19 protein-coding genes and 1 pseudogene are annotated in these 20,853 nt (G+C 33.8%); 4 read left to right on the top strand and 16 right to left on the bottom strand.

Going from position 1 to position 20,853, the window contains the following annotated elements; translation table 11 throughout:
• The first annotated feature begins 13 nt into the window (after positions 1–13).
• Entirely contained in the window at positions 14–259 is a 246-nt protein-coding gene (locus tag BMW30_RS05235; protein ID WP_091474595.1) for a DUF3006 domain-containing protein, read from the top strand.
• A gap of 715 nt (positions 260–974) precedes the next feature.
• Here the strand turns inward: BMW30_RS05235 and BMW30_RS05225 are convergent.
• The 4 genes from BMW30_RS05225 to BMW30_RS05210 form a co-directional block, all read right to left on the bottom strand.
• A complete protein-coding gene (locus BMW30_RS05225) occupies positions 975–1,328 on the bottom strand; it encodes a VOC family protein (protein ID WP_091474593.1) in 354 nt (117 codons plus the stop codon).
• A 942-nt stretch (positions 1,329–2,270) separates the two neighbouring features.
• Complete coding sequence (locus BMW30_RS05215; protein ID WP_091474591.1) at positions 2,271–3,098, bottom strand: MBL fold metallo-hydrolase; 828 nt, start codon at positions 3,096–3,098, stop codon at positions 2,271–2,273.
• Positions 3,099–3,405: 307 nt separating this feature from the next.
• Positions 3,406–3,531: a dihydrofolate reductase family protein gene (locus BMW30_RS10800; RefSeq protein ID WP_281242142.1), complete on the bottom strand. Its 126-nt coding sequence runs from the start codon at positions 3,529–3,531 to the stop codon at positions 3,406–3,408.
• A gap of 133 nt (positions 3,532–3,664) precedes the next feature.
• Positions 3,665–4,210 carry an Hsp33 family molecular chaperone HslO gene (locus BMW30_RS05210; RefSeq protein ID WP_091474589.1) on the bottom strand — a complete coding sequence of 182 codons (546 nt, stop codon included), beginning with the start codon at positions 4,208–4,210 and terminating at the stop codon, positions 3,665–3,667.
• 59 nt (positions 4,211–4,269) lie between these two features.
• Here BMW30_RS05210 and BMW30_RS05205 point away from each other — a divergent pair, with 59 nt between their 5' ends.
• A complete protein-coding gene (locus BMW30_RS05205) occupies positions 4,270–4,959 on the top strand; it encodes a MerR family transcriptional regulator (RefSeq protein ID WP_091474587.1) in 690 nt (229 codons plus the stop codon).
• A 12-nt stretch (positions 4,960–4,971) separates the two neighbouring features.
• A complete protein-coding gene (locus BMW30_RS05200; protein ID WP_091474585.1) occupies positions 4,972–5,472 on the top strand; it encodes a phosphoribosylanthranilate isomerase in 501 nt (166 codons plus the stop codon).
• Positions 5,473–6,760: 1,288 nt separating this feature from the next.
• Here BMW30_RS05200 and rpsI (BMW30_RS10855) read toward each other — a convergent pair.
• From rpsI (BMW30_RS10855) to BMW30_RS05165, 8 genes and pseudogenes are all read right to left on the bottom strand, one after another.
• Positions 6,761–6,844 (bottom strand): 30S ribosomal protein S9, encoded by an 84-nt coding sequence (rpsI, locus tag BMW30_RS10855; protein ID WP_377910603.1) that lies wholly within the window; start codon positions 6,842–6,844, stop codon positions 6,761–6,763.
• A gap of 255 nt (positions 6,845–7,099) precedes the next feature.
• Positions 7,100–8,776, bottom strand: a complete 1,677-nt coding sequence (locus BMW30_RS05195; protein WP_091474583.1) for an RNA-binding domain-containing protein — start codon at positions 8,774–8,776, stop codon at positions 7,100–7,102.
• 744 nt (positions 8,777–9,520) lie between these two features.
• Positions 9,521–12,355, bottom strand: coding sequence for a TOTE conflict system archaeo-eukaryotic primase domain-containing protein (locus tag BMW30_RS05190; protein WP_091474581.1), 2,835 nt, complete (start codon positions 12,353–12,355; stop codon positions 9,521–9,523).
• A 201-nt stretch (positions 12,356–12,556) separates the two neighbouring features.
• Positions 12,557–13,105, bottom strand: a pseudogene (locus BMW30_RS05185) (AlbA family DNA-binding domain-containing protein); the annotation flags it as partial.
• A 199-nt stretch (positions 13,106–13,304) separates the two neighbouring features.
• The gene (gene rpsI, locus BMW30_RS05180) at positions 13,305–13,697 is read right to left on the bottom strand and encodes a 30S ribosomal protein S9 (protein WP_091474577.1); all 393 of its coding nucleotides are present in this window, start codon (positions 13,695–13,697) and stop codon (positions 13,305–13,307) included.
• A gap of 17 nt (positions 13,698–13,714) precedes the next feature.
• Positions 13,715–14,152, bottom strand: a complete 438-nt coding sequence (gene rplM / locus BMW30_RS05175; RefSeq protein ID WP_091474575.1) for a 50S ribosomal protein L13 — start codon at positions 14,150–14,152, stop codon at positions 13,715–13,717.
• Between the two features lie 207 nt (positions 14,153–14,359).
• A complete protein-coding gene (locus BMW30_RS05170; protein ID WP_091474573.1) occupies positions 14,360–15,031 on the bottom strand; it encodes a YIP1 family protein in 672 nt (223 codons plus the stop codon).
• Positions 15,032–15,094: 63 nt separating this feature from the next.
• On the bottom strand, positions 15,095–15,952 hold the full coding sequence (locus BMW30_RS05165; RefSeq protein WP_091474571.1) for a hypothetical protein: 858 nt from the start codon (positions 15,950–15,952) through the stop codon (positions 15,095–15,097).
• A gap of 391 nt (positions 15,953–16,343) precedes the next feature.
• Here BMW30_RS05165 and BMW30_RS05160 point away from each other — a divergent pair, with 391 nt between their 5' ends.
• Positions 16,344–17,573 carry an MFS transporter gene (locus BMW30_RS05160; protein WP_091474569.1) on the top strand — a complete coding sequence of 410 codons (1,230 nt, stop codon included), beginning with the start codon at positions 16,344–16,346 and terminating at the stop codon, positions 17,571–17,573.
• A gap of 32 nt (positions 17,574–17,605) precedes the next feature.
• Here BMW30_RS05160 and truA read toward each other — a convergent pair whose 3' ends face one another.
• From truA to BMW30_RS05140, 4 genes are read right to left on the bottom strand one after another with little or no spacing between them, the layout of a single operon-like run.
• The gene (gene truA / locus BMW30_RS05155) at positions 17,606–18,337 is read right to left on the bottom strand and encodes a tRNA pseudouridine(38-40) synthase TruA (protein WP_281242141.1); all 732 of its coding nucleotides are present in this window, start codon (positions 18,335–18,337) and stop codon (positions 17,606–17,608) included.
• Positions 18,334–19,140 carry an energy-coupling factor transporter transmembrane component T family protein gene (locus BMW30_RS05150; RefSeq protein ID WP_091474565.1) on the bottom strand — a complete coding sequence of 269 codons (807 nt, stop codon included), beginning with the start codon at positions 19,138–19,140 and terminating at the stop codon, positions 18,334–18,336. The genes truA and BMW30_RS05150 overlap by 4 nt, the downstream gene beginning before the upstream one ends.
• Positions 19,130–19,990, bottom strand: coding sequence for an energy-coupling factor transporter ATPase (locus BMW30_RS05145; protein ID WP_091474563.1), 861 nt, complete (start codon positions 19,988–19,990; stop codon positions 19,130–19,132). The genes BMW30_RS05150 and BMW30_RS05145 overlap by 11 nt, the downstream gene beginning before the upstream one ends.
• Positions 19,987–20,775, bottom strand: coding sequence for an energy-coupling factor transporter ATPase (locus tag BMW30_RS05140; RefSeq protein ID WP_091474562.1), 789 nt, complete (start codon positions 20,773–20,775; stop codon positions 19,987–19,989). Before BMW30_RS05140 ends, BMW30_RS05145 begins: the two co-directional genes overlap by 4 nt.
• Positions 20,776–20,853: the final 78 nt, after the last annotated feature.

Below are 20,853 nucleotides of genomic sequence, written 5' to 3'. Positions count from 1 at the left end.
AGGAGGTGTTTTTATGAAAGCTGTAATAGACCGTGTTGAAGATAAAAAACATGCCGTCTTGATTTTAAATGGTGATGGCGAGGAAAAAGTAATACCTGTCGGTGACCTCCCTGAAGGAGCTGAAGAAGGTACATGGTTAGAAGTTAAATTTGATGGTGATGATATTAAATCTATCACGATTAATGAAGAAGAAACCAAAGCGCGCAGTGAGAGAATTGGTAACAAAATGGATCAGTTGAAGAAGAGAAAGAAGAAATAACAGAAAAATCAAAAAAGACGACCAATGATGGTCGCCTTTTTTGATTTATATCTATTTTTCAATAATCACTCTCATACTCTAAGATTCAAACTTCCCCTATTGAATATAAAAATATCTCTGTAAACGATAAACTCATCTTCGTTACTAACCTTCCATAGAATTTCTCAACCAGTAACTCATAATACCAACGACACCGTTTGCCATATAGGTTACTTCCCATATCTTTTAAGGACCATTTCCATATACGCTACAAGAAACAATGGCAAAAACATATTCAGAATGGCTTCCCACTTTCGATTATGAAGTAATTAATGCCCCAACTTTCTCTTTTAATAAAAAGGACGAGAATAAGTAAGATTATGCTTACAGTGAAATTTGGCTTCCTGTACGAAAGCAGTAAAGAAAAAACATATAAAAAAACACTCCCTGGATTTTTCCAAGGAGTGTTTCAATATATATGTATATATTAACGTTTTGAGAAATATCAATATGAAATCCATTTATACTCAATCAAGAACAATTCAGCTGTATCAATACTTCTATGATTTAAAAAATGGATAAAAATTGATTAAAATTGAATGGAACTGATAGTACTTGAACCAATTTGAACCAGAATAGATGTTAGTTGAATACAATATTAAACATTCTATTTATTTTTACTTCATTGAGGAATTAGACTTTTTAATATTAAGCGAACGCGCCCGTTTGCTTAATATTAGCACTTGCAGATCATTAAAATATTTCCATCAGGGTCTTTGAAATTTAAATAATGATTATGTTCAATTTCGGTAATCAAATTAACACCCTTATTACTCATAAAATGAAATGCTTCTTCAATGTTTTTTGTATTGAAGTGGAATGCAGGTGTTTTAAATATTTTATCCTCTGAATAAATCTTGCTGTCTAACACAATCCCTGTACCTTCCATAGGTATTAAGTAAAGATGACCAAACTGAATTTCTCCATCAGTTTTTAACCCTAATATATCACAGTACCAATCTCTCGCTTTATCTATGTTGCTTACCGGGATAAATACTGTTCCGATTTCTTTTAATATTGGATTATCCATAAAAAACACCTCTTTAAATTATTGCACTTATTAAATATTCAGGAGATATTCCGGATATTTAATGTAAAATTCTTCCCTTTTATTTTTTTTGAATAAGACCAATGCCAATACCAGTTGGATCAACTAAGTAGGCAAGGAAAAATTCATCAAACTCCATCTTATCTCTAATTACCATCGCACCATTGTCCTTTGATTTGGAAATAGCATCATCTATGGAATCAACCTCTATTTGAATGCGCGTTCTATGAAGATAATCATTTGGTCCTTTACGTATACCACCTTTGATTTCAGACTTCTCACTATCCTTATCCGTAGTAACAGCCCAATAATCCCATTATGGTTCAGAAATTTTTCATCCAAAAACGTTGGAGTAAAACTTTGTTGCTTTTTCTGGTTCCTGACTACTTAATTCAAAGCCAACAACTTTTCCCCATTTTTAACCCTCTCCTCAAAAAGTCTAATAATGATCCATATATAAATATTTCTCCATCTACCGTTAAAACACCTTTTTTGAAAGGAAACTGGCTTTTTAATTTAGTTATTTGAACAAATATATTATGCAACAATATGGCTCGTTTGTTGCATAATATTTTTATTGAAATCACTTAAATTTGTACAATAAGTATAACATTCTCGGTACTAATATCAACGAATTCATAGTTATGATTATCCAGAAACTGTGAAATGGTAAATGGTCTGTCTTTCACTGGTACATTTACTGTTATTAAGTGATAAAGAAGATATCACTTGTGATACATTTTTTGGCGGTTATTTATTTCTGCAACTGACATGGATGTAGAAATTGTTAGGAGCTTATCAAATATTTCTCTTTTTAACCCTTAATATATCTTGAGGAAAAAAGGGAGTGGTTTCTCCTTTTAAGAACCAGTACCTCTTTACTTTTGAGGTGGACTTATGTCCCAGCCCCTTCGTATATAAGCATCAGGTATCAAACAACTCACCTTCAACGGCTTGTACATAACGTTTGGCTGACTTTCGGACTATTTCTTTAGCATTCTCATTTATCGAATTATTAAATGCAACATAGATTCGATCAAATTTTATTTGCTCAACTTTTCTAGCCATTTCTTGAACAGTATGTGCTGGTAATGGAATCATATTCGGATAACTGTACATAAAAGTCACCCAACCTTCAGCTGCTACGGAATGAATAATATCTCCTGAAAATAGTATGCCTTTTTCATTATTTCCATTTGTCCAATTCAAGACAGCGCCACCTTTAAAGTGTCCACCTAAACGATATAGGAAAAACTCATCAGAAAGTTTCAAGACATCACCAGACCAGTATACAATTTTTTTACTTGGTCTCGTTACCCACTCTTTGTCATCTTCATGAATATAAATTGGTGCATCAAAAGTTTCTGCCCACTCAACTTGAGTCGAGTAGTAATGTGGATGTGATAGTGCGATAGCATCTATACCACCTAACTCATTAATGGTTTTTATCGTCTTATCATCAATATAAGTGATGCAGTCCCAAAGCATATTAAAGTTATTCCCCTGTACTAGGTATGCTGTTTGACCAATTGCAAATGATGGTTTAGTTGTTATGGAATATATGCATTCTTCTTTGTTTTCTATATTATTGGTGTATTCATCACTTGATTGCAATGCGTCAAGCGTTGTCCATGTGTGACCCTTTGGTGGAACATATTGTCTTTCATCCTCACAAATAATACAATTTTCAGGCGGGTTTTCTGATTTACTATATTGAACACCACAAGTCTTACAAATATAAGGTTGAATCATTGTTTGTTCATCCTTCCTGATTTTATTTCGTATTTATCGACTTCTATAAATCATGAATTGGTACATCTTTAATTTTGTTAATTTTTGAGTTATTACTTAGCATTTATATTAAACTGTCTATCTAGCTTACTGATTATTGCAATGATTTCTTCCTTCGGGCGAGAGAAACCTTCCATTGCCCACGCACTAATTATAGCGATACATCCTTCAATTCTGTCTTTACTGGTTTAAAGCTAATGACGATTACTTTTTTATTTGCATAAGGATTTTCATGCACACCATTGTCTAGCAACCATCTGAGGGTATTTCATCCCATTACAACTAAATCTACATCATCATAAAGATCAGAAAATCCATTATCACCTTGACCATCTACTTCGTGTAAAAAATCAACACTCTGACTTTCATCAGCTATAAATCCATCGACTGTCATGGACAAGTAAGCACATATTCATTAGACATTATTCTCATTCCCTACCAGTTCTCATTAGTAACAACTTAGCATTATTCTCTAGCTATTAAAAATTTAACCTCTTCATCTCTACTCTTGAAAAGTAAATGTCAGACTATACTGTTTCTTCAAAATTTACATTGATTTTCTCAGTAAAAATTAAAGTGTTTAGCGATGACTCTAAATGTTTATAGAATAAACTTTTCAATGTCTTATAGTCGTCTTCATTATAAAAAGGGAGTGGTTGAATCATAATCAGATGATTTGAGATTCGAAAAATTGATACTTCTAATTGTTCACTTTGTCTATAATAACTCTCAAAATTATCAATCAAGTTTAATGATTGGTATTCTAAAATGGAGTTATATGATGCACCAAAATTCTTCAGTTTGCTCTTTGTTACAAACAATAATCCATCACATTTTGTATCATTATAAATCTTGTATGTGAAATTATGATTTGAGTATATATCTGTTGTAAGTATTTTTTCATTGTTGATATCTTTAAAATAAAAAGAAATTCTTTCTTCCTGACTGAGTAGTATAGACGCAAAAGAACTCAGTCCGATTACATCACTTTCAATTGTATTTTTATCTTCTTTTATAACAAAAATCCTGAACGCTTTACTCTGATCCATATATTTATAAACTGTTGATTTCATTATTACATCCTCCTTATAATTACAGTACTGGGTTACGTAAGGTGAGGTGCAAGTATTAAATGAGATATTCTATATCAGACGTTGCGAATTTTACAGGACAAACAATCAGAACTTTAAGATACTATGATGAAATTGGCTTATTATCCGCAACACGACTTTCTAATGATCACAGGGCGTATTATATGAGTGATATATTGAAACTTGAAATAATTATCGCTCTAAAAAAGGTAGATTTTAGTTTAGATGACATAAAGTTAATCATTCAAAGTGAGCATGACATTTCAAATTTATTATCACTACAAGAAGATCTTTTGGTGAAACAAAAAGAAAATTTAGAATCTAAAATAGATAATATCAGGCACTTAAAGAGTTTGAAAAACAAAGATGAAATAGAGAGTACAATATTAGAGCGCCTTATAAATATAGAAGATGAGACGATTATTCATAAAGTACAAGATATCATTAAGAGAAATGAATTTGAGTTCGATGATTATTTTAAGAAAATCTATTTAAAAAGAAAGGATAACGAAGCGTCTAAGAAGATTATGAAAGAATTAATTAATGAGCTTAATTTGGAATATGCAAATTACTTTGATAAAAATGAAATTGTTACCCTTTCAATGCGATACTTGGAAGCTGATGCACAGAGGTTTTTTAGTAAATATGAGAAGGGATTTAATAACTATCTGTCTGACTTATTATTAGAGATTTCCAAAGAATATCAAAGTTCAGATCATATTGATTTTTAAGGAGGCTTACACTTGGACAAAACATTATTTAAGGAATTTATTAATATTTGTCGTTCTTTAAATGCTATAGATATAAAGCCTACTTTGATGGGTTCCTTAGGGTTGGAATTTGTAAGTGATAGAGAATGGTCACCAAGTGATATTGATATTCATGTCCCAGGTGATCCTCGTGGTTGGGATGCCCCTGATGAAGATAGAATTTACAACTTTGATCAGATTAATGATGTTATGAATCATCTTGGATACAAGCTCATTGATCGTCATGAACACGAGTTCTCGAGTGGCGATATATCTATAGAATTTGGATGTATTGATACTTTACCTGAATTTGCTAATGTTCAGCTTTCTGAGTTACAGGAGTTCAGTATAGATGGTGCCGATTTTTATGTGCCAACTTTAGAACAATATTTAAAAATATATCAGTCTTCTTCAAAAGATAGTTATAGAAATGATAATAATAACAATAAAGATTTTGAGAAAATAACTTACTTGAGAGGGAAAATTAGTATGTAAATGTTGGTAGATGGTATTGTCATAGGATAAAATCTGCTATGCTAATCAACACTGCCCCCTCTCGTAAACTTGTGGTTTCACAACTTTACCCAATGACCTCTCTCATAAACTTGTGGACTCAAAACTTTACGCAATGATCCCTCTCATAAACTTGTCAGTTCACAACTTTACGCAATGACTTCTCTCGTAAACTTGTCAGTTCACAACTTTACGCAATGCCCCTTCTCATAAACTTGTCAGTTCACAACTTTACGCAATGACCCCGCTCGTAAACTTGTCTATTCACAACTTTACGCAATGACCCTTCTCTTAAACTTGTGGATTCACAACTTTACACAATGACCTCTCTCATAAACTTGTGGACTCACAACTTTACGCAATGATCCCTCTCATAGGAGTTGTCCAATCAAGTGTAGACGATTCAAATCAAGTGTAGGCGATTCCATAGGAGTTCTTACTCTTTTCTATTAAGTTACTCGAACGTTTTTCATTTTACTCGAAACCCATTAAATCCCTTGATATCATTGGGGTACTACGAATTCTCAGTACTTTTTTTGGAGTTGCTCAACAGTTTTTCAATGTTACTCAACACCCTTTGAATCACTTGATATCATCGGGGTTCTAGGAACTCGCAGTGCTTTTCTGCTGAGTTACTCAACAGCTTTTCAATTTTACTCAAAACCTTTTTATTTTTATATTTACTTAGTTCCTTTCAAAAGATTGTTCTTCATAAAACTTCAATGAAATTTCCTAAAATATAGAGAAAGGGGCTGGGACATAAGTCCGAGCCATATTATGTCCCAAACCCTGTTTTTTTGTGGGTTTTAATTGATGGGCGGTGGCTGCCGTGCTCACTCGGACTGAAAAAAATGCTCCGAGTGAGCACGAATTCCATTTTCATGCTCACTCGAGTCGGAAAATCGTCGTGAGTGAGCACGGCTAGATCCTTGCCGGCTACTTCAGACATAAATAATGGCGCGAAGTAGCAGCTTTTTATAAAACCGGCTACTTCAGGTGGAAAAATGAGCGTGAAGTAGCCATCATAAGGGTCCAGTCAGAAAGAGTAGGGATAATTAGATCTAGCATGCCAATTCGAGAGAGAAAATTGCGTTGAATCGGCAGCTATTGAGATTGCCTGCCAATTCAGACGAAAAAATCCAGGTGAATCGGCAGCCCTTGATATTCATCGCTACTTCAAGAAAAAAACGTGAATTAGCGACTTCAATAAATTATAATATAAAAAGCACTCTCCACTTTGATTGGAAAGTGCTTGTAAATTGTATATTGATTAACGTTTTGAGAACTGTGGAGAACGGCGGGCTTTTCTAAGACCTGGATTCTTACGTTCGAAGATTTTTTGGGTTTCGTACAGATGTCAAGACAGTCGTATATCTTTATATTAAGGGACTTCTTATTTTTCAATATCATTTAATTGCTTCAAGTATCACTCAGGTGTAACTTAATAAACTGTTTGACGACGATAAGTACTCTGTTTTAGTAACTACTTTTTAAACTAATAACCTATTAATAACCTAATTAATTCTCTCTAAAAGTACAAGATATCAAGGTTTTAAGGTACTAATAACCTAATTCTATACTTTTAATGACCTAATTAATTCTATGTAGGTTATTGCTTTATCCAACCTGCACCCAAACCTCTACCTGTTGATTTAATTTTTCCACTTCTAGATAAAGACTGCAAAAGGTTATCAACCTTTTTCATTTTTTGTTGATTATCTAGAATATTTGGTAATTTATCTTCTAATAAAGAAAGGATTTCTTGTTTGGTGCTTTTAGGATATTTTTCAAGCATAGTCATGATCATAGCCTTGTAATAATCATTATTCAATCCAGCATCTTTTAAGTATTCATTCTTTTTACCTGTAATATCTGCTACATGCGAAGCAATAATTATGTTAGGATATCGACCTTCAATTAATTTTTGTCTTCTAAGACAATCAGCATCACTTTTTTTAATGCGAACATTTTTTTGAACTTTATCTAAAAGCATTACATCTTTTAAAGATAACTCACTATTTTGTACGAGTAACTTGGTATAATTCTCATCAATTATTTCTCCAAATATTGTTACTTTAACTTTAGGATTCAAAGCTCCTTTATCAGTAATATCATAAGACGGTAAAGGGAATGTTCTCTTCATCTGAATATTCATCATTTTTTTAATTCCACTACCAATAGTATCTATCATGTTTAACGATACCATTGCATCCGCTAAAAATTGATTCCTATAAATTTCACTCGGAGTACCTGAGTTAATCACATATTCTATAGATTCTGGCAGGAATTCACCAACATTTGATATCACCACTTTATTTGGATATTCAACAAGATTAATCTTCCCGTTTAACCCATAATCTTGGTGTGCTATAGCATTATTCAATGCTTCACGAAGCACATAGGAGTCATATTTCTTAGTTTCTGTCGGGAATAATGAATCGTCTGCAATATATCGATAATTTAAATTTCTTATTTTATTATAAATATTATCAATATTTATTAACATTGGTGCCGAAAAATGTTCATAGTCAATTTCAATATTATCTTGATCTTTCAATATCCATGATACGTTTATTTGTGCATTGTTTAATAATTCGGTAGACTCTGGGTTTCCCAACAGGATAATCGCTGTATTTGTAATTTTTGACTTACGAGTAATTTTAGCTTTATTTAAAAATGTTTCGTCATCCCAAGTGTCAACTTCATCTACTAAATTACTGTTTTTAACTTTAAATCTATCGCGTGCAACCTTTATCGCTTCGTTATTTAAGTCTTCTATACTCGCATCTTCTACTATCATTTTAGACCAATCTTCTGACGTTTGATTATATATTTTTTTCATTTCATAAGCAGAAAGGATGTCAATCGATTCTCCTGTTCTTCCATACGCTTTATCTTGATAAGTAGTGGGAATTCCTCTTAAAGAAGCTGGAATACCAAAAAAGATTACTCTTTTTCCTTCAATGAATTTTTCAGCAATCTCAGTAAAAGAAAGATTATTATTAACAAGTTCTTTTAATTGTTGCTTGGTTTTATTCATATCTCCCTTCTCTTTTTTATAATGAGTTCCTACAATGAATTTATCTGTCCCTCTATATTTTTTTGGATCATTTACTCCAAAGACGAGCCAAGCTACTTCTTTCCCACTTAAAGATGCTTCATTACTTAATGCAGAAAAATATTTCCCAAGAAGATGGATATTAAAATTTCTCTGGGCAGCTTTAAATTCTACTGTTTCATTTTCAGATGAATTATACAGAATATCTTCAAATTTCTTTTCTAACATTAGTTTAACTCTCCATCATATATTTGTATGTATTATACAATAATTAATTTTTAAAAACAGTGAACGAATCCCAGAAAAATACCTAGTCACTTCATATGCTTTTGTTTAGTTCCGTATAATTTATTTTAAGCAGTTTCCGAACAAAAAATTTACCTAATGTTAGCTATAGGTTTTTATATAAACTACTCTATGATTATGTTAAAAATACTCCTTGGATCCAAGGGGTGATATGATCTATAAAGATTGATTAACGTTTGAGAACTGTGGAGAACGACGGGCTTTTCTAAAACCTGGTTTCTTAAGTTCTAGAGATTATGAGGAGTTGTATATTTTTAAAGACTGTTTTACATCCTAATATTTAAGTTTTATGAATTTTAAAATTTCTTAGAATTACATCAAGGATCACTCTAGAATACCAATAGAGTAACTTATCAAACTACTTGCTAGTGGTATTATAGCTTCATTAATTACTTCAATGCAGATGATTTTGTAAATTTTGTACTTTATGGATTTCACACTGCCATTTAAAATCATTGTGGTTCTATAGATACAATCTTTTCGTCCGGTTATCGTCCGGTTATCGTCCGGTTGCTAGAATACTGATTCTTCAATGTTTATAAGACTTTTAATCATTATCGTCCGGAAATTATCATTACTTTATTCTATAAGAACTATCACTAGACCTGAAACTAAACATTTGGAGTATATGATCTTTACATTTTATCTTATTCAAATGATTTGTTTTTATTTCATCTGAATAATCTTTTTAGCTATCTCTTCACTAAATAGTCTCAATGAAATATCGTTTTTATTTTCATCGTTACTAATATTTGAAATCATCCAGACTAGTTTTTTATCTATTACAACAAAATTATTTGATACATGTGAGGTAACCTTAATTAGAAAACCGCTTTCTCTTAGTCTAACTAATTGTTTAAACATAATATTTTTAGTCTTTTCTGATACAACAACAATTTTATCAGCACTACAATCCCGTGATAAATTTAGTAACCATTCTATAATTTCTGAAGATAAGTACTTAATGTTCACAATGAATTCACTTGCACTATTAACATCTTTAGATAATATTTCGTAGTAATTTCCCTCAATAATATTACTTCTATATAACTCTGATTCAACATTCTCTTCGATAGCATAATTAAGTTGCTTGTAAGTTCTCAATCGTTTTAAGTACATTTTATAAAACATAGGAACAGCGTAATCAACATAATCAAACACTCTAAGCTCTTCTTTATCGTGTAAATTCCTTAGAAGTCTTCCTAAGTATTGTTTTATACTTCCCTTTGCTTTTATTGGCATTACTAACATTAAAGTGTCTAAAGCTGGTAAATCAAATCCTTCTCCAGCATAATTCCCAGTAGTAAATAAAACAAAAGGTTTTCCTTCTTGTTTAAGATTATTCATTTCTTCTTTTAAGTTAGAAGTTCTCATATGACTGTTTAAAATATAAGTTTTTGCATCCTTTTTTAACTTTTCAAACTGTACTTTTAATATTTTAATATGTTCAACATACCTTGAAAGTACAATTATATGACGACCTTCATTAATATTATTAATGATATCATTAATAATTATTTCATTTCGACTAACATCACTAACAATTAGTTCATTATTGTCATGGATTAAGTTGTCTTGAATATTTACGACATGCTCGCCAAGTCCTGTAAATCTCAAATATAATTTCTGTGCAACATGCTTAGGTACTTCTTTTTCTACTATATGTCGGATAGGGCCAATCCTCATGTATACAATATTTTCTAATCCATCTTCACGTTTAGGTGTGGCCGTTAATCCGTACACAAAATGACTCGTTACTTTAGACATTACATATTCAAATGTATTAGCAGCTACATGATGCGCTTCATCAACTATTACCATACCATAATCTTTCATTAGCTCTTGAACATCATCCATTGTGGCTAAACTTTGAAACAATGCAATATCTATATTTTTACTTCTTACAATCTTACCACCGTAAATTACCCCTATTTTTCCTTTTTTCTTCAGTCTCCCCGTAGGTGTGAACTCAGCAAAGGGTTCGTCTTTTAAGTCTATAGTTTGTTCAAGCTGTGATTTCCATTGTTCCGCTAGATTTTTGCTATTCACTATAATTAATGTACTAACACTTTTTTCAGTTATTAGCTTACTCGCAACAACCGTTTTACCAAAACCAGTACCCGCACTCAATAAACCATGATCATATTGTGTTAGTTTTTCTAATGCAATATTCTGTGTTTTATATAATTCACCCTTAAACACCGCTTCTATGGGCTTTCCAGAAGTACACTTATTTATTATATTCCCGTTAGGAAATATGGCCAGGATTTGATTCTTTAAACCTCTAGGCAATCTTATAAAACTGTTGTCTACATCAGATAGTGTAATCATTCTTGGAATATTTTTAGTGTTTAGTCTCATATTTAAAGCTTTATAGTATGCCCCGTTATGAAAACTAGCTAAGAATCTCAATTTTACTACTTCATTTTTAGTTAAATCGTTTACTTTAATTTTTATAACTGAATCAATTATGATATCAATTTCTTTTTCGGATAAATAGTTATCAGTTTCAAATAAAGTCATTTCCTCATTAATTTGATTGTGTTCTGCTTTATAATAATTAATAGAAAGTTCTTTAGAATATCTTTCTATAATCTCATCTATTTTTGATTCATCTATTTTTTTAGTTCCTTCCAAAGCTCCCCAAATATCATCTATTATTTTTATATTTTCATCTATAAATCTGCTATATCCATTCACTACACGTTTCCCTTGTAATGGTAGGGCGATAAGATTACCAAAACCACCGTTAGTAACTTCGTTTTGATTTGGAAACATACGATCAAACGACTCAAAACTTAGTTCTGGGTATTCCTTCATTGCTTGAGTTAATATAATATTTCCTAAGCTTCTAGCTTTTTTAGCTAGAATTTTATCTGCAAAGAATATCCAAATATGTGATCCATTACCTGATTGCGATATTTCAATAATGTAATCTAATGATAACTCATTTAGTACTTTAGAGATAATTTTAATTTCTTTTTTCCATTCTTTTTTGTCAAAATCAAATGCTAGTAAGTATGTTTTATCTTGATCTACAATTGGATAAAGGCCATACAAAACTTCTTTATTATAACTATTTACACCTCTTAGGTGATTGAATATCACCTCATCAGTCATTTTTTGAAAACTATGTACACTACACATAGAACATTGAAATTGAGGTTTATCTACTTTTGGACATGGAACTTGTTTCCGTATATGACACCATGGATAATATACCATCTTTCCTTCTTTTGTTCGAAAGCTTGTAGCAACAACGTCGTCATTCCCTCGGAAGTAAGACCGGTAAAGCTTAATTTTTTCATCAGTGGTTCGCTTAGATATCCTTTCATTAGACTTTACTATCATTTTTAATAATTCACTTAGTTCGCAAATATATTCAATAGTATTAGATAATACAACTGCATACTGCTTGTCTGTTTTAAAATCGTTATATAATTTGAGTACCTTGATTGTGGACCCATCCATTAGTTTATAATTTCTATCGATTTCCAACATATCAATGCCACCTTTTATTGCTACTTTTCGAAGTATATATTTCTGCGAATTTTAGGTTATTCATGTATGTATATTTAAACCTTTATGCTACTAGTTTTGTAGGCTTTCATATCGCGATTTATGAGTCACTCAAAACAGTATGAATCCCTTGATATCTTTAGGGTTTCTGTATATCTAAGCACTTTCATTTAAGTTACTCGAAAGTTTTTCATTTTCTACATTTGTATTGATTAACTGTTTAAATTCATTTACTAGGTCTTCTTCTACATCATCAATACTAGAGTACTCTACTAATTCTTCTTCAAACCTGCGTGCACCACGATCGTATTCTAATTTTGTAATTTAGTTGTGTGTTAGTTTTCTGCTTTTATCATTGATTCTTAGATAAACCGAATCATCTTTTAAGGTAATAATGGCATCATAACTAGGTTCAATATCAAAAACCAGAATTTGATCCATAATTCCATTATGGTTCATCACATCAATTAATTGATGAGTGTATCTTGGTATTCTGTTTAAATGTTCATAAGGAGCTTCTAGATACAATTCCTTATTTTTTGCTTTTGCATGATTAAAACCCGAAATTTCTCCATTATCTTCGATTCCAATTACTAATTTTCCACCTTCTGCATTCGCAAACGAACTAATATACTGAGTAACATCTTTTGGACTTATTGATGCTCTCTTTCTCTCTAGGAGTTGTCCTTCAATTTCAGTTTTTAAATATTCTATATATTTACTATTAGTCATATTTAAACCTCTCAATCATGCATTTTATAGACTTAATTATATCATTCAAAGAAATTTCTATCGATTATCATCATATAGTATGTCTGATTAACGTATTAATCCAATATGATCTAAATAGCTAACAAAAAGTCAAAAGTATTACTTAAAAACAAAAAAAGCACTCTCCAACTTTGATTGGAAAGTGCTTGTAAAGTGTATATTAACGTTTCGAGAACTGTGGTGAACGACGGGCTTTTCTAAGACCTGGTTTCTTACGTTCTTTCATACGTGGGTCACGTGTAAGTAATCCTGCACGCTTTAACGCACCACGGTTTTCTGGATCTGCTTCGATTAACGCACGTGCAATACCATGACGGATCGCTTGTGCTTGTCCTGTAAATCCTCCACCATGAACGTTTACTAATACGTCATAGTTACCTTCAGTTTCAGTCACAGCAAAAGGCTGATTTAAATCTAAGATTAAACTCTCATAAGGAAGGTACTCTCTCATGTCACGTCCATTAACTGTAACATTCCCTTCACCCGGTACTAAACGTACACGTGCGACTGAATGCTTACGACGACCTGTTCCTAAATATTCTACTTTAGCCATTTAATTAGTCCTCCCTCTTAACCACGTAACTCGTAGTTTTCTGGATTTTGCGCAGCATGTGGATGCTCACTACCTGCATATACGAATAATTTCTTCGCTTGTTTACGTCCTAATGGGTTTTTCGGTAACATACCTTGAATTGCTTTTTCCATTAAACGTACTGGGTTTTTCTCTCTTAATTCACCAGCTGTAATTGATTTAATACCACCAGTGTATCCTGAGTGTGTGTAGTAAACTTTGTCTGATGCTTTTTTACCTGTAAATTCGATTTTGTCAGCGTTGATGATGATCACATAGTCACCAGTGTCAACGTGTGGTGTAAATGTTGGTTTATATTTTCCACGTAAGATTGATGCGACTTCTGAAGATAAACGACCGAACGTTTGTCCTTCTGCATCAACTACGAACCATTTGCGTTCGATGTTTGATTCATTCGCCATATATGTTTGACGCATAGTGTGTTCCTCCCTAATATTTCCCTAAATTTCCCTGTAAAATAAAAAAAGCTACGTTGCTATTTAATTTATATCTTCACGGCAAGTTTCCGGGGCTCATCGTGGGTGATATAAAAATATACCGTTGTCTATGATACCTAATAAAGGTACATTTGTCAACGGTATTCTCTATTTTAGATGATTTTATTTTAGTGTTTGTTTTTTATCTTACATATCTAAATCAGACGGTAACAGTGAGCCGAGTAACATCGATCCAAGCAACGGAAGAATGTAGAACAGCACTGTTGCAACAACTGCTTTTGTCGTCGTCGTTTTGTACAGTACTTTAATACCAATGAATACGAGGACGAGCATCCAGATTGTAAATGGGTTAATCGATTCTAACAGTATATACTGAATGTCATTGACAAAATCCTGTGTTGACATATCAGATGCATAAATCGCGCCTAAACTCGTGTAGTTCTTCCCTGGGTTACCATCGATGAAGAATGCGATCGTTGTGCTGATAAGTGCACCAATTTGAACGACGATAAATGAGTAAAGTGTAATCGTAATCGGGTACTGAATATCTTCACCAGGTTCCACAATTGCCATGATAATCATTAAGACAACGGCACGCAGGACGATGACCATAAATAGTCCAAAAATGCCCATGATGCTGTTGAACACTGTTGTGAGTACAAGGGATGAGTTTGATTCTGATATTTCTTCACTTACATCCGGATTAAATGTTAAACCAAATACAATATTGACGATGCCTATTAGGAAAACGATTAATAGTGGAATTACTATTTTTGGTCGTCGTCTCAGCAGTTCGAATTGTCTTTTTGGCTCTGTAATAATTTTAAAAATATTCGTTTTTTCTGTCGTTTCTTCCATACAGCATTATCCACCCTTGCAATTTTTTAATATATTATCATAGCATTGATAGTTTTTCTATGTTTATTCATCTATGTTGTGAAATCCTAAATATGAATTAATAGTAATATACTGCATGAATTCCGGCATCTCACCACTATCGTTCTCGATATTAGATACTATTGCAGTATATAATGATTCATTTACTTCATGTTGATTGAAATCTTCAAACTCGATACTCATTCGTGATGTGTCATCATCCTCGAATTCCACAAAAAGAACTTCATCTTCAAACGTATAAGTACCTTCATATTCAGAGTTCCCTGTTTTTAATATGACCTCATCAGAAGATGTAAAATTAAACTGCACACTTGAGGATGTAATCAACTCTGACTCTAACTCTTCTGAGGAAACTGTTGCATTCATGTGGAATACATTAAATATCTCTTCGTTAAGATTGATCTTCATATCTTTATCTACTTTATAAAAACCTAAAAGCATTCCCAGAGGGATGTCTCTCATAAGTTCCTGCATTTCACCACTATCGTTCTCGATATCATATACTATTGCAGTATATAACGACTCATTTCTTTCGTGTTGTTTAAAATTTTCAAATTGGATACTCATCTGTGCTTCCCCATCATCCTCAAATTCTACAATAAGAACTTCGTCTGCAAGTGTATAAGTACCCACATATACCTTTGATGATACCTTTAATGTAACTTCATCAGAGGACGTAAAATCAAATTGCACATGTGATGATATATTCAAATCAGATTCTAACTCTTGCTCTGAAACTGTTGGGTCCATGTTGAATACATTAAAAACTTCACCATCTAACTTATTACTGTTATCAACGACTGTATCAGCACTAGCTGTACTAAATACACATGCAAGAGTAAGTAATATCACTGCAAATTGTACATATAGAAATTTCTTCATTAGTAACTCTCCTTTTCTTATTTTTTCAAGAATATTCTGATGAATTTCTTTAGACCTCCTTTTTTATCGGTATTTCACAATATTCTGAATATTAAGTTCGTCATTAAACATTTGCTTTTATTAAGAATAAACAAGGGTAGCTAGTTTACCTGGAGGAAGAATGTTACAAGCACCATTCAATGATCATGAACTTCTACACACTACAGACATTTAAACTTCGTGTACGTTTATAGATAAATTTTGAATAATAAACTTTATATATATATATATATAGTATAGTATAATTATAACAATTACCAGATAGTCTCATTATTATTATAGGTTCATCATTCGAAGATTTTGATTTTACTCTAGATGCAAATAATTTGATTAAATAAAAAGGAGCTCATCAATGAAAAAATTCCAAGCATTTAAAAAGTTATTTGAAGTTAAAAACTTAAGAATACTTTGGACAAGTGAAAGTATGAACCTTATTGGTGATGCATTCTTTACTTTTGCAGTTGCCTGGATAATTTACGCTGAAACGGAATCTATGCTCTATAGTTCTTTAATCGTCGTTGCGATGCACTTAACGAACCTGATTATTTCTCCAATATCCGGAGTAATAACCGATAAATACAACCGCAAAAAAATTATGATTTTAATGACACTATTATCCAGCTTAATCATGTTTATTACTGCGGTCGCCATATACATAATAGGTGAGGTAACCATAGAAATTGCAATCATCGCTGTTATTCTTACAAACATAACGACAAGTTTTTATACGAATGCCCGATCATCAATCACACCGGATTTAGTAGGTAAAGAACTGTTTACTGCCTCGCTCGGAATGTTTGGTATTATCAATCAGTTATCTGACATCATTGGACGACTGTTAGCTGGCGCATTAATTGTATACATTGGTTCAGTCAGTGCCGTTTTACTAAACAGTGTATTTTTACTTGTCGCATCACTCATCTTAACTTTAATTACAATGCATGGCACACGAGAATCATCTGATGCCAAAATTGAATATCCCAATTACTTTGAAATGTTAAAAGAAGGATGGATAACGATTAAAAATCATCCCTACTTACTGAGCATTGTTTACATTACAATAATCTTAAATATGGCCTCATTCTTTTTCCCGTTCTACCCGGCACTTGTCTACGATCAACTGGAAGGAAATGCACTGACACTAAGCATATTATCTATAGCAGGTATTCTAGGCGGTATTTTAGGCGGCTTAGTTTCAGGTAATATCGAACGCAGTATCGGGGTTGGCAAAGCGATGATTCTTTCTATATTAACTGGAGGGATCTTCATTATTATACTTGGTCTATCAAGTGTGCTCATCATATCAGTGCTCGCTGAATTCTTTTTGGTATTTGCTTTAGTCATCAATGGCGTCATGTTTAATGCTGTTCAGTCAATAACAATTGATGCTGAAGTCAGGGGTAGAGTTATGGGATTAGTCGGTGTTATCACGATGGTATCCATCCCTTTCATGAATTTAATCGCAGGGTTTATAGGAGATATCGTTGGTGTATCGGTTATTTTTGTAGCATCTGGTATTTGGACACTACTCGTTGTACCATTAATGGCATTTAACAAAAAAATCAGAAATGCAGAGCTTTAGAAAAAAAGTCCTACATTTGTAGGACTTTTTATTTACCACCCATAATCTATTTCTTCTAAATATAAACCAGCTGCTGGTGCAGTTCTCGGAATGCGTGTGCGATCTGTTGCTTCAAGTAGTTCTTTTGTTTCATCTTTACGCGCACCGCTTCCAACTTCTATTAAGTATGCAACGATGATGCGCACCATGTTATAGAGGAATCCTGATCCGGTGATGACGAGTTCTATCGTATCGTCATTCGTTTCTACATCACATCGGTAGATGTGTCTCACTTTATTTTCGATGACTGCTTTCGCACTTGAGAATGTTGTAAAATCATGTGTGCCGATGAACTGTCGTGCTGCATTGTTCATCTTGTTGATGTCGAGATTTTTATCGATGTGAACGGCAAGTCCATTTTTGAATGGGTCTGGTACTGATGTATACATTTTGTAGCGATACGTTTTCTTCGATTTCGCATATCTCACATGGAAGTCTTCGGATACTTCTGCACTTGATTTAATGTAAATATCGTCAGGCAATCTCGAGTTTAGTATATACGCCCACTTTGTTGGTTCGATGTTGAGCTCGGTATCAAAATGAATGTATTGATCTAATGCATGAACGCCACGGTCTGTCCGTGATGCTGGATGGATGCGTGTAAATGTTTTATGCATTTCTGATAATATTGCTTCGATTTCTCCTTGAACAGTACGTTCGCCTGGTTGGTGTTGGAAGCCGTGAAAGTCTTTGCCATTATAACTCATGTTGATTAATATTCTCATAGGCCGATTGCTCTCAATCCGAATAGTAGTGCTGCCAGTAAGATCATAATGATGATGGCAATCGTATCTGATGATTTCCATTCAAGTAAACGGTAACTTGTTCTCTTGCCTTTGACATTATACCCTCTTACATCCATCGCTACTGCGAGTTCCTCTGCACGCTTGAACGCTGAGACGAATAGCGGGATGAATATCGATAGTAGTGCTTGGAATCGCTCTTTCAAACCACCCATTCTAAATGATGAGCCTCTTGCGCTTTGTGCTTTTATGATCTTCTCTGTCTCGTCCATCAGTGTCGGTATGAATCTTAGTGAAATAGACATCATCATCGCCACTTCCGATACTGGGAAGCCGATGCGTTTTAACGGCTGAAACATGCGTTCTAAGCCGTGCGTGAGTTCGATTGGACTTGTTGTTAGCGTGAGTATTGTCGTCACAACAACGAGCAATGTTAAGCGCAATGTGATGAAGATACCGGTAATGATACCCTCTGATTCGATTGTGAAAAATCCACCGTCGACGAGTACTGTACCACCTTTTGTCAGGAACACATGCATCAAAAACGTGAAGATAAAGAGCACAAGTATTAATTTTAGTCCATCGAATAGGAATCTGATAGATAATCCTGCAACTTTTGTAACGATCAGTACGAATAATATGAGTGTTATATATGTCGCCCAGCTGTTTGCTAGAAAGACGATGACCATAAACAGGACGGTTAACAATATCTTTGAACGTGGATCCAGTGCGTGAATGACACTGTCTCCAGGGATGTAGCGGCCGATCAGTACTTTACTCAGCATGGGATGACCTCCACATATCGTACATAGAGATGAACTCATCCGTCGATCTTGGCGGCGGATTTGGATTAAATCCACGCGCTTTGAGGTCTTTTGTTAATCGTGCAACTTTTGGCAACTCTAAATTCATCGATGTTAACAATGCCTCATCTTGCAGTATGTCGACTGTGTCACCTTCTGAAACGATTTCACCGTGTGAGAAGATCTTGATTGTGTCGGTATACTGGTAACAGTCATCCATATTATGACTCACTAAGATGATTGTCTTCCCATGTTCTCTATTTAGGTTGTATATTAAATCCATCACTTCGATATGACTTTTCGGGTCGAGTCCAGCTGTCGGTTCATCAAAGATAATCGTGTCTTGATCCATCGATAAAATACCAGCAATCGCCACTTTTCTCATCTGCCCACCAGATAGTTCAAATGGCGATGCTTCATATTCACTTTCATCGATGCCGAGTAGTGTTAAATACTTCTCTGCATTTTTTCGTGCAGTTTCTTCATCAATGCCGATGTTAAGTGGACCGAACATGACGTCTTTCATAACGGTCTCTTCAAAGAGTTGGTTTTCAGGAAACTGGAAGACCATCCCTATGGAACGTCTAATCTTGTGGAAGACTTTTGCCTTAGTTTTTTTATTGATGATTGTATCTCCGATTATTACTTCACCTGAACTTGGTAATAACAGTGCGTTTAGGTGCTGAATGAACGTCGATTTACCACTGCCGGTATGACCAATAATCCCGTGGATTTTATTTGGTTCAAACGTCGTGTTGACGTCATGCAACGCTTTGAATTCAAACGGTGTTTTATGATTATATATACTCATTAATTGATTGATTTTGATCATAGTTTTCTTACCAACTTCGCATATGACATGATCGACTGGTTAAGCAATGCCGTTGAGATTTTTATCTCGAATGGCAACACTAAATTATTTTCTTCCAGTATATGTGGGTTTGAATAGATTGTATCGACGCTACCTTTTAAACGCACTTGCCCTTGATTCATAACGATGACTGCATCGCTTCTAAACACTTCAGTGAGGTCATGGGTTACGTAGATAATCGTCGTCTTACGCTTTTTGTGAACCGCTTGAACTAACTTTAATACGTCACGTCTTCCTTGGGGATCTAACATGCTCGTCGCTTCATCGAGAATTAATACATCTGGATCTGTCGCCAACGCACTCGCTATTGCAATGCGTTGCTTTTGTCCTCCAGATAATCGTGATGGTTCATGTTTTTTATATTCCAACATGCCGACTTCTTGTAGTACCGTATCGACAATTTCAAGCATCTCTTCGCGCGGTACTTCTAAATTTTCTAGCGAAAATGCCACATCATCCTCTACCGTTGCACCGACGAACTGATTGTCCGGATTTTGCAGTACGATTGAGAAGTTCTTATGCAACGCCCGCGTATTTTCTTCAGTGACTTTTATGCCATTGATAGATACGTCACCTTCATACGTTTCGAGTATACCCATGAGCAGCTTGACGAGCGTACTTTTACCCGAACCATTCGCACCGACGATAGAGATCCAATCCCCGCGTTCAATTCTAAGAGAAACGTTATCTAATGCAGCGCGTCTTGAATCATCGTATTTATATGTCACATCATTTAAGACAATCATTTCCCCATCTCCTTTACACACCGGATAAAACGCAAATTAGCTCAATGATCAAATCGCTTTAATCATTCAGCTAACTGC

It is taken from the genome of Aliicoccus persicus (genome assembly GCF_900110815.1).
In the GTDB taxonomy this organism is placed as follows: domain Bacteria; phylum Bacillota; class Bacilli; order Staphylococcales; family Salinicoccaceae; genus Aliicoccus; species Aliicoccus persicus.
Note: the sequence above shows the minus strand (reverse complement) of the source record. Positions and strands in the feature narration are given on the sequence as shown.